Consider the following 12,520-nt stretch of genomic DNA (forward strand, 5'->3'; position numbering starts at 1 on the left):
CGGCATGAGAATTCTGCTCGTAGGAGCCACCGGCATGCTGGGCACGGCTGTGCACCAGGAACTCGTCGCACGAAAGCACGATGTCGTGACCGTCGCACGGACCGGAGGCGACCTGCAGTACGACGTCACCGACCCGGCCCAGGTCGCGGACCTGTACCAGACCGTCGGCCAGGTCGACGCCGTGGCGAGTGCCGCGGGCCACGTTCCGTGGAAGCCGGTCGCCGAACTCACCGTGCCGGACTACCAGGCCGCGGTGACCGGCAAGGTCCTGTCGCAGATCGCGCTGGTCAAGGAAGGCCTCACGCACGTCACCGAGTCGTTCACGCTGATCACCGGTGTGCTCGCGCGCGAACCGGTCGTGACCGGAGCGGCCGCCGCGATGGCCAACGGCGCGGTGGAGGCGTTCGTCCGCGCGGCCGCCATCGAGATCGCACCGCAGCGCATCAACGCGATCAGCCCCACGGTGTTCACCGAGGCCCTCGACGTCTACGGCGACTTCTTCCCCGGCATGAAGCCGGTACCGCTGGCCGACGTGGCGCAGGCCTACGTCCGGTCGATCGAGGGACGGCAGACCGGACAGATCTACGTGCTCTGAACCCCACGCAAGTTGCTCATTGCGCAAATTTGCACAACGCGCAAGAATAAGGAGCGACGAAGGGTGCGGGACGTGAAGATCGAAACACCGGCGATGGGGCACCGGCAGGTACTGGAGTCGCTGTCCGGGCTGTTGCTCGCGCTGTTCGTGGCCATGGTCAGCTCCACGGTGGTGTCCACCGCGCTGCCGCGGATCATCGGCTCGCTGAACGGCACGCAGACCCAGTACACCTGGGTGGTCACCGCCACCCTGCTCACGGCGACGGCGACGACCCCGATCTGGGGCAAGCTCGCTGACCTGTTCAACAAGAAGACGCTGGTCCAGGCCGCGATCGTGATCTTCGTGATCGGCTCGCTGCTCAGCGGGTTCGCCCAGGACACCGGCCAGCTGATCGCCGCCCGCGCGTTCCAGGGCCTCGGCGTCGGCGGTCTTCAGGCACTGGTCCAGGTGGTGATCGCGGCGATCATCCCGCCCCGCGAACGCGGCCGCTACAACGGTTACCTCGGCGCCGTCATGGCCGTCGCGACGGTCGGCGGCCCGCTGCTCGGCGGGCTCATCGTCGACGTGTCGTGGCTGGGCTGGCGCTGGTGCTTCTGGGTCGCCGTGCCGATCGCCGCGATCGCGTTCGTGGTGCTGCAGGCCACGCTGAAGCTGGAGACCGTGCGCCGGGAGAACGTCAGGATCGACTACCTCGGCGCCACGCTGATCGCCGCAGGCGTGAGCGTGCTGCTGATCTGGGTCTCGTTCGTCGGCAACTCGTTCGACTGGCTGTCGTGGCAGACCGCGGCCATGGTCGCGGGCGGTCTCGTGCTGCTCGGCACCGCCGTGGCGGTCGAGCTCAGGGTGAAGGAACCCGTGGTGCCGCTGCACATCGTCGTCCAGCGCACTCCGGCGCTCGCCATCGTCGCGAGCCTCTCGGTCGGCATGGCGATGTTCGGCGGCGCGGTGTTCCTCGGCCAGTACTTCCAGATCGGCCGCGGCTACACACCGACCGAGGCCGGCCTGCTGACCATGCCGCTGATGGCCGGCGTGCTGGTGTCGTCCACCATCTCCGGCCGCATGATCAGCCGTTCCGGGCGGATCAAGCCGTACATCGTCTCGGGCACGATCATCCTGGTGCTCGGCTTCCTCGGCCTGGGCTTCGTCGACCACGCGACCGCGCTGTGGATCGTCGGCGCCGCGATGGCCGTGGTCGGCATCGGTGTCGGCATGACCATGCAGAACCTCGTGCTGGCCGTGCAGAACAGCGTTCCCCTGAGCGAACTCGGCGCCGCCAGCGCCACCGTGACGTTCTTCCGATCGCTGGGCGGCACGATCGGCGTCTCGGTGCTCGGCGCGGTCCTCGCCAACCGCGTCACCGCCGACCTGTCCGCCGCGCTGCACGTGCCCGCCGGCCAGTCGACCGGGGACACCAGCGCACTGAACCTCAGCGCCCTGCCACCGCAGGTGCAGACCGTCGTGCACACCGTCTACGGCGACGCGACGGCGCACATCTTCCTGATCTCCGCGGCCGTGGGCGTGATCGGCGTGATCGCCGCGCTGCTGCTCAGGCCGATCACCCTGCGCACCACGATCGACCTGGAGCAGAAGGAACCAGCGGTGACGCGATGAGCACCGCCTTCGAACCCACGACGAACTCCTACGGCCCGCGCCCGGAACCGACCGCGCGCATCATCCTCGTCGGCGTGGACGGCTCGGACACCGCGATGCGCGCGGCCGCCTTCGCGTTCGGCATGGCCCGCCGCCAGAACGCGCGGCTGGTCGTCACGTTCGTGGTGTCCCACTCGTCGCTCGCGGCGCTCAGCCCGGCCGTGGCGTCGGTGTTCGAACACGAGGCGACCGCGCACCTGCACGCCGAACTGAGCGACCAGATCCGGTCGTTCGCGGAGGAACTGGACGTGCCGGTGACGTTCGTGAAGACGTTCGGCGACCCGTACACGACCCTGCGCGACTCCGCGGACCGCTGCCAGGCGGACATGGTGGTGGTCGGGGCTTCGCAACAGGCGGGACACCGGTTCGCGGGATCCGTCGCGACCAGGCTGATCAGGTCGGGCCACTGGCCGGTGCTCGTGGTCCCCTGATCCGACCACACACCTCGGATGACCTCCCGGCAACTCGGCCGCCGGGAGGTCATTTGCGCACGCCAAGTCCACATAGATCGGACCACTGCTACGGTATGCGCGGGCGCAGGGGCTACTAACCCTATTTTAGTATTTATTCTTGACGCAGTCGGGCGGCCACCGCATGCTGTGGCCACTCGACGACGAGAGGTACGGGTATGCCGAGAACCCTGCTGACCGCGGCCACCATCGCCCTCACGCTGCTGGCGCCCACCGCGGCCGCCGCGCCCACCCCACCGACCGAGCACGCGGGTGTGGACCAGGGCGCGCCCACCTACTACGACTCCGGCATCGCACGCACCCCGTACATGGGGTGGAACACCTACTTCGCCGTTGGCGCGGCGTCGGAGGAGAAGGTGCTCGGGGTCGCCGACTTCCTCGTCAGCAGCGGGCTGGCGAAGGCCGGTTACGACATCGTGTGGATCGACGGCGGCTGGAACGCCAGCCCGCCCCGCGACGGCAAGGGCTCGCTCGTGCCCGACCCCGCGCGGTTCCCGTCCGGGTTCACGAAACTCGTGGACACGTTGCACGGCAAGGGTCTCCGGGCCGGCATCTACACCGACGCGGGTGCGTCGGACGGCAAGAACTGCGCGGCAGGCAGCGGTGGCGGGTACTACGAGGCGGACGCCAGGCAGTTCGCCGGCTGGAAGTTCGACGCCATCAAGATCGATTTCCTGTGCGGCATCGCGCAGAACATGGACCCGGCGGTCGCCTTCACGCAGTTCTCGGCGGCGGTGCGGAAGGCAGGCCGCAAGATGATCCTCAACCTCTGCAACCCGGTCACCGACGAGTGGGGCGTGCCGCACCGCTGGGACCAGACAGCCTACGTGGCCTACACCTACGGACCGCGCGTGGGTGACTCGTGGCGCACCAGCACGGACGTCGCGTTCGGCACGCCGTACGAGGGCATCTGGCGGGACGTGCTCCGGAACATGGACCGGAATCTGTACCGGCCCGGCGCGCAGGGACCCGGTCACTACAACGACCCGGACTACCTGATCCCGATGCGCAAAACCGAGCAGGGCACGTACGAGCTGAACGAGGAGGAGTCGACCTCCCAGCTCGTCATGTGGTCGGTGATGGCCTCGCCGCTGATCATCGGCTCGGACCCGCGCACGCTGCCGCCGTCGATGATCGACACGCTGAAGAACCCGGAGATCATCGCGGTCGACCAGGACCCGCTGGCGATCCAGGGCGTCAGGGTCGCGGGCTCGAACAACGTCGACGTCTACAGCAAGGTGTTGTCCGGCAAGGGTGAGCGCGCGGTCGCGGTGCTGAACCGCAACGACCAGCCCGCCGAGTACACAGTCAGCTTCGCTGACGCCGGACTGAAGGGCACCGTCTCCGTCCGCGATCTGCGTGCGCGGGCAGACCTCGGGACCACGGCGAACCAGTACACCGTCACGGTTCCCGCGCACGGCACCGCGTTTCTCAAGCTGCGCGGCGACACCGCGGTCCCGGGCACCGATCTCGGCGGCGAGACCTCCGCGAGCCCGGCGCTCGTCCGCCACGACGACCAGAACATGGCCGTGTTCGCGCGCGACAGGTCCGGGCGGCTCCAGCAGCGGTCGATGGTGAACGGCGAATGGCGCGGCTGGGTCACGCTCGGCGGCCCGCGCAACGGCCAGATCCTCGGCCAGCCGTCGGCGTTCGCCGGCCCGAACGGCCGGATCGACCTCTTCGTCCGCGGCACCGACGACGTTGCCTACCAACGGACTTACGCGAACAGCAGGTGGGGTGGCTGGACGTCGCTCGGCGGCACGCTGACCGACTCGGTCTCGGTGGCGTTCACCGGGCCGGACAGCTGGAGCCTGTTCGGCCGCGGCGCCGACGGTCGCGTGTGGACGCGCGACCAGGGCAACAGCACCTGGACCTCGGCCGGTTCGCCCGGCAACCAGCAGATCTACGGCAGGCCTTCAGCGGCAACGGTGTCCTCCGGCACGGTCGTCACGGTCCGTCTGCAGGACGACTCCGCCTGGTACCGCAGGCGCACCGCGAACGGCTGGTCCGCGTGGACCTCGCTCGGTGGCGTGATCAGCGGCAGCCCGACGGCACTCGCCAACGGCGACCGGGTCAGCGTGTTCGTCCGCGGCAGCGACTACACGTTGTGGCAGCAGGACATCGTCGACGGCGCGGGCACCTGGTGGTCAAAGCGCGACCAGTACGTCAGCAACGCACTCACCGGCGCGGTCGGCGCGGCGGCGGGCGCGAACGGTTCGTCGTGGGTCGCCGTGCGCGGCCCGGACAACGCCGTGCACGTCGCCAACCTCTCCTGACCCCGCCATTTCCGAGGAGCACCACGATGACGACTCGTCGCGCCTTCCTGCAGGCCTCCGGCGCGTTGGGACTGGGCGCACTGGTCCTGCCGGCCTTCACCGCGCACGCCGAACCGCAACGGCCCAGCGGAAACCCGCTGAACTCCACCCCGACGACCCTCTGGTACCCCGCTCCCGCCGACGAGGCGAAGATCATCGAGCAGGGTCTGCCGATCGGCAACGGACGTCTCGGCGCGCTCGTCGGCGGTGGCGTCGAGAAGGACTTCCTGTACCTGACCGACGTCACGCTGTGGACCGGCGAGCTCAACGACGCGCTCGAGGGCGACGGCCAGTTCCCGTACGACCCGACGCACTTCGGCACGTTCTCGTTGCTGGCCAAGCTGTACGTCGAGATGCCGGGCCACGCGGGCGCCACCGGGTACCGCCGCGAGCTCGACCTGAGCAACGGCATCGTCACCACGAGGTACACCCACGGCGGCAAGCAGTACCGCCGCGAGATCTACTCCAGCCACCCGGACGACGTGGTGATCGTCCGGCTCGTCGGCCCGGACCAGACCGGCACGATCTCGCTGGTGGGCGCGCACGGTGAGCCGTCCGTCGGCGACACCCCGCACACGGCCGCGCTGTTCACCGGCTCGTTCCAGAACCGGTTGGCGTACAGCGGTGTCGTGACGGCGTTCAGTCCGGATGGGACGGTCACCGTCGACGGCGCGAAGCTGTCGTTCACCGGCTGTTCGGACCTGGTGATCGTGTTCTCCGGCGGCACCAACTACGTCCCGGACGCCTCCGTGGGCTTCCTCGACCCGCTCGTGGAGCCCGCCAGGATCGCGCTGGACAAGGCGAAGGTCCGTGCCACGGGCGACGCTCTGCTGCGCACCCACGTCGCGGACTACCGCAAGAAGTACGACCGGCAGAAGGTCGACCTCGGCAGGTCGACCGACGCCCAGCGCGCGCTGGACACGTGGGCGCGGCTGCGGAACCGCGCGTCGAGCGGCAGGCCCGACCCGGAACTGGAGGCGAGCTACCTCCAGTTCGGCCGGTACCTCACCATCACCGGATCGCGCGACAACCTGCCGATCAACCTCCAGGGTCTGTGGCTGTCGAACAACAATCCCGACTGGTACAGCGACTACCACACCGACATCAACATCCAGATGAACTACTGGCTCGCGGACCGGGCCGCGCTCTCGGACACCTTCGAGGCGTTCGCGAACTACTGCGTGGCGCAACTGCCCGCGTGGACGAACTCCACGCAGGCGCTGTTCCAGGACCCGCGCAACAGGTTCCGCAACACCAACAACCGGGTCGCCGGGTGGGCGGTCGCCTTCTCCACCAACATCTACGGCGGCAGCGGCTGGTGGTGGCACCCCGGCGGCAACGCGTGGCTGTGCATGTCGTTGTTCGAGCACTACGAGTACACGCTCGATCGCGACTACCTGGCCAAGATCTACCCGTTGCTCAAGGGCGCCTGCGAGTTCTGGGAAGCACGCCTGGTCGAGACCCCGCAGGGCCTGGTCGACGACCACGACTGGTCGCCGGAACACGGCCCGCAGGACGCGCGCGGCATCACCTACGCGCAGGAGTTGGTGCACAACCTGTTCGGCAAGTACCGCACCGCGACCGACGTGCTGCGGAAGGACCAGGCGTACGGCCGCAGGATCTCTGCGCTGCGCGACCGGCTCTACCTGCCGGTGGTCAGCCAGAAGACCGGCATGCTGCAGGAGTGGATGTCGCCGGACGACCTCGGCGAGACCACGCACCGGCACCTGTCACCGCTGGTCGGCTTCTTCCCCGGCGACCGCATCAACCGCGACGACTCCCCCGCGGCGTTGCTGGACGGCGTGAAGCAGCACCTGATCACCCGCGGCATGGAGAGCTTCGGCTGGGGTCTCGCGTGGCGCGCGGCCTGCTGGGCCCGGCTGAAAGACGCGGACCGAGCCTACGAGCTGCTGACCAAGGTGATCCGCCCGTCGATCAACTACGCCAACGGCACGGCACCGAACTTCTTCGACATGTACAGCTTCGGCGACCGTTCGATCTTCCAGATCGACGCGAACCTCGGCGCTCCCGCCGCGATGCTGGAGATGCTGCTGTACGCGCGACCGGGCGTGATCGAACTGCTGCCGGCGCTGCCGTCGGCGTGGAAGTCCGGCTCGGTCACCGGAATCGGTGCCCGCGGCGGCTTCTCCGTCGACCTGGCGTGGCAGGACGGCAAGGTCACCAGCGCTGTCGTGCACAGCGTGGGCGGCACCGAGACCGAGGTCCGGTTCGGCCGGTGGAAGAAGCGGATCACGCTGAGGAAGGGGCAGTCGGTCACCCTTCGGCCGTGAACCAGCGAGTTCGTGGTCATCAGCGTTCTAGTAGCGTGTCGCGGCTTAGTTGTGCTCCCGGTTGTGGATGAAGGGACCCTTCATCCACCTCAGGTCGATGAAGGGTCCCTTCATCCACGGGGCAAGCGCCAGAACTAAGCCGCGACGCGGCACTAGGATCGGGTGGTGACCACGAACTCCGCCGAAGTCGTCCTGACGAGCACGCGTTCTGCCCTGGGGCAGCGCGTCGTCGCCGGGTTCGCGTTCGTCGCGACGCTCGCGGGCATGGTCGCGCTCGCTTTCGCCGGCGGGCCGTGGTGGGCGATCCTGCTGGGAGAGCTGGGCCTGCTGGTGACCGTGCTCTTCTGCGCGGCGATCTGGTCGTCGGCGGGCAGCGACGCGAAGGAGACCGTTGCGTTGCGCGCCACGGGAACCGTTGTGCTCGCCGAGGTGCGCGAGAGCATCGCGGAAGACGACGGCGATTCCGTCATGCACCTGTTGAGGCTGTGGATTCCGGTGTCGGGTGACGGTTTCGAGGTGCACCACCGGTGCCGCCACTACGGCGGCGAACAGCAGGTCAAGATCCTCGTCGACCCCGCGACCCGCACCTGGGGCGCCCTCCACTAGCGAGCGGCGGTGGAGTCCCGGACGACCAGCGTGGTCGCCAGCTCGATGTGCAACGCCTCTGGCTGGTGACCGTCGAGCACGCGCATCAGCTGCGTGACCGCGATCCTGCCCATCTCCTGCAACGGTTGCCGCACGGTGGTCAGCCGCGGATCGGTCACCTCGGCCAGGTCGATGTCGTCGAACCCCGCCACCGACAGGTCTTCCGGCACCCGCAGGCCCCGTTCCCGCGCGGCCTGCAGCGTTCCCACGGCCACCTTGTCGTTGAAGCACACGATCGCGGTCGGCCGGGGCGTGAGGTCGAGCAACTCGGCGGCCGCGCGTTTGCCTTGCGCGGTAGTGGGTTCCACGTGCCGCAAGCGATCCTGAGTCAGCAGCACACCCGCCTTCGCCAGGGCCGCGCGATGGCCGGCCAGCCGCGCGTCACCCGCCAGCCACTCCTCCGGTCCGGCGATCACACCGATGTCGCGGTGCCCCAGGCCGATCAGGTGGTCGGCGACGGCCCGCGCTCCGGACGAGTGCGCGGCCGAGACGGCGGCGATGTCCGGTGGCGGTGGGGTGCGGGGATCGACCACGACGAACGGGAAACCGGCCTGGGACAACGCGACCAGCTCATCGCCTTCCTCCGGCGGGAGGATCAGGATCGCGGCGTCGACGTCGGCCTGGCGCGGCAACGCCTGGAGCGCGTCGCTGTGCTGGCCGGACTCGCCCGCGTCGAGCAGCAGGCGCAGGCCGTGCAGTTTCAGCGTCTCGGCGATCGAGGAGACGATCAGCCCGAAGTAGTCGGTGAGCACGTACGGGCAGCGGACGTAGACGGTCCTGAGCCTCGTGGGCAGCTCCTTGCGGCGTTCGACGGCCTGGAGGACCAGGTCACGGGTGCGCGGCGCGACGTTGACGTGATCGTTCAGCACGCGGGAGACGGTCGCGATCGACACGCCTGTCTCCGCGGCGATGTCACGGAGACTCGCGCGTTGTTTCACGTGTTCGATCTTACGTTCCACGAGGTCAATGTACCGGAACTCGGCCAGACCATTGACCGTCGCCACACCCCCGTGTTTCATCATGAAAGCTGATGTTTCACAGTGATGAACGCGTGTTACATGAGACGAACCGCGATCACCTCCACGGGCGCCCAAACCCTGCAAGGAGCGCTATGCCAATGACGACAAAACGGTGGCGCAGCACGGCGATCGTCGCGGCGGTCGTGATGGCGGGCCTCGCCACCCCGTCCGCGACGGCCGCGACCAACGCGAGCGTCTGGCTCACCACCGCCGACCGCTCGAACCTGTTGCGGCAACAGGCGGACGTGACGTTCGGCTCGGGCGGCACCGGTCCGACGATCACGGTCAACCCGAACTCCACCTACCAGTCCATGGTCGGCTTCGGCGCCTCGTTCACCGACGCGGCGGCGTGGAACATCTTCAACTCACCACGCCGTGACGAGATCATGAACAACCTGTTCGATCGCGGCAACGGCATCGGCCTGAGCTTCCTCCGCCAGCCGATCGGCGCGTCCGACTTCTCGCGGAACTTTTACACCTACGACGACGGCGCGGCCGACCCGGCGCTCTCCCGGTTCTCCACCGCCCACGACAACGCCTACGTCCTGCCGCTGATCCGGCAGGCGAAGCAGCTGAACCCGCAGCTGTCGATCATGGCGACGCCGTGGAGCGCCCCGGCGTGGATGAAGAACAACAACAGCCTCATCCAGGGCTCGCTCAACGACAGCCGGATCGGTGTCTACGCCGACTACCTGGTCAAGTTCACGCAGTCCTACCAGGCGGCCGGCGCGCCGATCGACTACCTGAGCGTGCAGAACGAGCCGAACTTCGAGCCGCCCGGCTACCCCGGCATGCGGATGTCGGCGCAACAGCAGGTGAACGTCATCAACAACCTGGTGCCGAAACTGCGTGCGGCCGGCCAGCAGGCCCGCATCCTCGGCTACGACCACAACTGGGACGACACGACCTACCCGCAGACCGTGAACAACGGCGCGGGCGGCAACGTGATCGGCTCGGCGTGGCACTGCTACGGCGGCAACCCCAGCGGCCAGTCCGTCGTGAAGAACAACCAGCCCGGCAAGGACATCTTCTTCACCGAGTGCTCGGGCACGAGGTCGGGCGACGACGCGGCGACGTTCCGCGACACGTTGCGCTGGCAGGGCATCAACCTCGCCATCGGCGCCACGCGCAACCACGCCCGTTCCGTCGCGATCTGGAACATGGCCCTGGACAACAACAACGGCCCGGTGATCGGCAGCTGCACCAACTGCACCGGCGTGGTCAGGACCAACGGCAACGACGTCACCTACAACGCCGAGTACTACGTGCTCGGCCACCTGTCGAAGTTCGTGCAGCCCGGCGCGGTCCGCATCGACTCGACCGGGTACGGCGAGGGCGGCATCCAGAACGTCGCCTTCCGCAACCCGGACGGCCGGATCGTCCTGGTGGCCCTCAACTCCGGCGGCCAGCAGAGCTTCCGCGTCTCCTACGGCGGCCAGACCTTCGGCTACACCCTCCCGGCCGGCGCGATGGCGACCTTCACCTGGCCCGGCACGCTCGACCCCGGCCAGCCCGGCCGCACCGGGGCGATGACCGGCCTGGGCGGCAAGTGCCTGGACGTCACCAACGGCTCGACCGCGAACGGCAACCAGCCGCAGCTGTGGACCTGCTACGCCGGCAGTGCGAACCAGACGTGGACGCTCGCGGCGGACGGAACGGTGCGCGGACTCGGCAAGTGCCTCGACGTGACCGGCAACGGCACCGCGGACGGCACAGCGGTCCAGCTGTGGGACTGCTTCGGCGGCGGAAACCAACGGTGGAGCGCGTCCAACGGGACGTTGGTGAACGTCGGCAGCAACAAATGTCTCGACGTCATCGGCAACAACACGGCCGATGGCGCGAAACTGCAGATCTGGTCCTGCACGGGTGGGGCCAACCAGAGGTGGACCGTGCCCGCGTGAAGCTTGAGGTCATGCCGCACGGGTACCCGTGCGGCATGACCGATCCACTCAACCCCGAAGCGCCGCACTCCCCCGGTACACCTGATCTGACTGATCTCGACACTCCGGAACCCGAGGTGCCGGAGCAGGAGACCACCGAGGACGAGAGCGAACCGCCGGACTGACACCGTGCACGATCAGCCGCCGTACGGGTTCGCGGCCTTGCGCGCCGCGTAGGTCAGCATCGGCTTGACCTTCGCCCAGTGCCCGTCCTGGCAGGAGTACGCGGGCGTGAACCCGGCGCAGTCGCCCTCCCAGTTGCCGATCTCCCAGGTGTAGTGCGGGACACCGAGCTCGCCGTACACCCAGTCGTCGATCGAGCCACCCGCGGTGTAGAGCAGTTCACCGGGCTGGCCGTACTGCCAGTCGGGCCCCGCGAGCTGGGCCATGTCCTTGGCCATCGCCCGCAGCGGTCCGTCGTTCGGTGACGGCGTGGTGGTGTAGCCCCACGGCAGCAGCACGACGTTGAGCGCCGAGTGCATGGTGATGACCATGCCGCGGGTCCTGGGGTCGGCCGGGTCGGTCCGGCCGGGGCCGCGGGTGTCCGGGTAGAGCTTGCGGAAGAACGTCTCCATCGCCCTGGTCTCGACTTCGGAGTCGGCCTTCGGACCGCGGTAGACCTGGCTGCACGGGTCGGACGACGTGCCGTTGTCGCCCCACTCGACGGTGAAGTTGCGGTTCACGTCGATGCCGATCTGGGCGTTCGGGTCCTGCTCGGAGGTCGGGCACACCTTGGGACCGTTGGTGTAGTTGGCGTTCTTGCGCTGGAGCTTCGGCGTGTCGCCACCGGACTGCACGATCTGCACGCCGTCCGGGTTCGCGATCGGCACGACCCAGACCTCGGTCGTGTCCAGCAGCGAGGTGACCTCGGCGTCCTTGCCGTACCCCTTGGTCAGGTGGTCGATCCAGCGCCACGCCATGTCGCCGGTCGTGATCTCGCGGGCGTGGATCTGGGCCGACACGAACAGCCTCGGCTTGCGGACGTCCGGGGTCAGCTTGCAGTCACCGCGGGACTTCTTGGTGATGCAGATGGCTTTCAGGTCGTAGCCGCCCGCGCCCTGGGTCTTGCGCCACGAGTCGCCGTAGTCGACGACGGTCGCGAGGCCCGGATACCTGAACGCGACCTGGCTGAGGTGCGCGTGGTGTGCCTTGACCGTGCGGTAGCCGCCGTAGTACGTCTCGTTGACGCCGCTGCCCTTGGTCGCCGGCGCGAACGTGGACGGCGCCATCACCTGTTCGACGGTGCCGGTGAACCCGGCCTCGGCGAGCCTGGTGTGCACGTCCTTCGAGCCCAGCACGAACAGGTCGTCGCCGTCGCGCTGCTCCAGCACGTCGAACCCGCGCGCGAGCAGGTCCTGCGCCTTCTGCCCGAGCGGCGCGGGAACGCGGTAGACGTAGCTCTGCCCCTCCTGCGCCGGGGCCGGCGGCGGCGGTGCGGCCACCGACGTCCCGGCGAGGAAAGCCACGCTGGCGGCGCCCGCCAGGGCAAGGCTCAGCCGTCGCTGCTTCATGGTTGTGGACCCCCTGTGAAGATCACGGTTTGCACCCCTGCGGGGAACGCTCTCACAGGATGAGGTCGTTTGTCCGCAAAACTC

The 12,520-nt window shown here is 68.5% G+C and carries 10 protein-coding genes; 8 read left to right on the forward strand and 2 right to left on the reverse strand.

What is annotated here, in order from left to right:
• Nucleotides 1–4 precede the first annotated feature (4 nt).
• From B0F77_RS07465 to B0F77_RS07490, 6 genes are all read left to right on the forward strand, one after another.
• On the forward strand, nucleotides 5–595 hold the full coding sequence (locus tag B0F77_RS07465) for a short chain dehydrogenase (RefSeq protein ID WP_086662031.1): 591 nt from the start codon (nucleotides 5–7) through the stop codon (nucleotides 593–595).
• Nucleotides 596–688: 93 nt separating this feature from the next.
• Complete coding sequence (locus B0F77_RS07470; protein ID WP_086662112.1) at nucleotides 689–2,206, forward strand: MDR family MFS transporter; 1,518 nt, start codon at nucleotides 689–691, stop codon at nucleotides 2,204–2,206.
• Nucleotides 2,203–2,676: a universal stress protein gene (locus B0F77_RS07475; protein WP_086662032.1), complete on the forward strand. Its 474-nt coding sequence runs from the start codon at nucleotides 2,203–2,205 to the stop codon at nucleotides 2,674–2,676. Before B0F77_RS07470 ends, B0F77_RS07475 begins: the two co-directional genes overlap by 4 nt.
• A 197-nt stretch (nucleotides 2,677–2,873) precedes the next feature.
• Nucleotides 2,874–4,991, forward strand: coding sequence for a DUF8189 domain-containing protein (locus tag B0F77_RS07480; RefSeq protein WP_086662033.1), 2,118 nt, complete (start codon nucleotides 2,874–2,876; stop codon nucleotides 4,989–4,991).
• A 26-nt stretch (nucleotides 4,992–5,017) separates the two neighbouring features.
• Nucleotides 5,018–7,321 carry a glycoside hydrolase family 95 protein gene (locus B0F77_RS07485; RefSeq protein ID WP_086662034.1) on the forward strand — a complete coding sequence of 768 codons (2,304 nt, stop codon included), beginning with the start codon at nucleotides 5,018–5,020 and terminating at the stop codon, nucleotides 7,319–7,321.
• Between the two features lie 165 nt (nucleotides 7,322–7,486).
• Nucleotides 7,487–7,927 (forward strand): hypothetical protein, encoded by a 441-nt coding sequence (locus B0F77_RS07490; protein WP_143466610.1) that lies wholly within the window; start codon nucleotides 7,487–7,489, stop codon nucleotides 7,925–7,927.
• Here B0F77_RS07490 and B0F77_RS07495 read toward each other — a convergent pair.
• A complete protein-coding gene (locus B0F77_RS07495; protein ID WP_211293701.1) occupies nucleotides 7,924–8,925 on the reverse strand; it encodes a LacI family DNA-binding transcriptional regulator in 1,002 nt (333 codons plus the stop codon). The two genes, B0F77_RS07490 and B0F77_RS07495, sit on opposite strands and share 4 nt — an antisense overlap.
• Before the next feature lie 158 nt (nucleotides 8,926–9,083).
• On the opposite strand from B0F77_RS07495, the gene B0F77_RS07500 reads away from it, so the two are divergent.
• Nucleotides 9,084–10,886 (forward strand): ricin-type beta-trefoil lectin domain protein, encoded by a 1,803-nt coding sequence (locus tag B0F77_RS07500; RefSeq protein WP_211293702.1) that lies wholly within the window; start codon nucleotides 9,084–9,086, stop codon nucleotides 10,884–10,886.
• A complete protein-coding gene (locus B0F77_RS47755; protein ID WP_158102630.1) occupies nucleotides 10,883–11,050 on the forward strand; it encodes a hypothetical protein in 168 nt (55 codons plus the stop codon). Before B0F77_RS07500 ends, B0F77_RS47755 begins: the two co-directional genes overlap by 4 nt.
• 12 nt (nucleotides 11,051–11,062) lie before the next feature.
• Here B0F77_RS47755 and B0F77_RS07505 read toward each other — a convergent pair whose 3' ends face one another.
• Entirely contained in the window at nucleotides 11,063–12,436 is a 1,374-nt protein-coding gene (locus tag B0F77_RS07505; protein ID WP_086662037.1) for a M14 family zinc carboxypeptidase, read from the reverse strand.
• Nucleotides 12,437–12,520 lie beyond the last annotated feature (84 nt).

The sequence above is a fragment of the Lentzea kentuckyensis genome, assembly GCF_002150765.1.
In the GTDB taxonomy this organism is placed as follows: Bacteria; Actinomycetota; Actinomycetes; order Mycobacteriales; family Pseudonocardiaceae; genus Lentzea; species Lentzea kentuckyensis.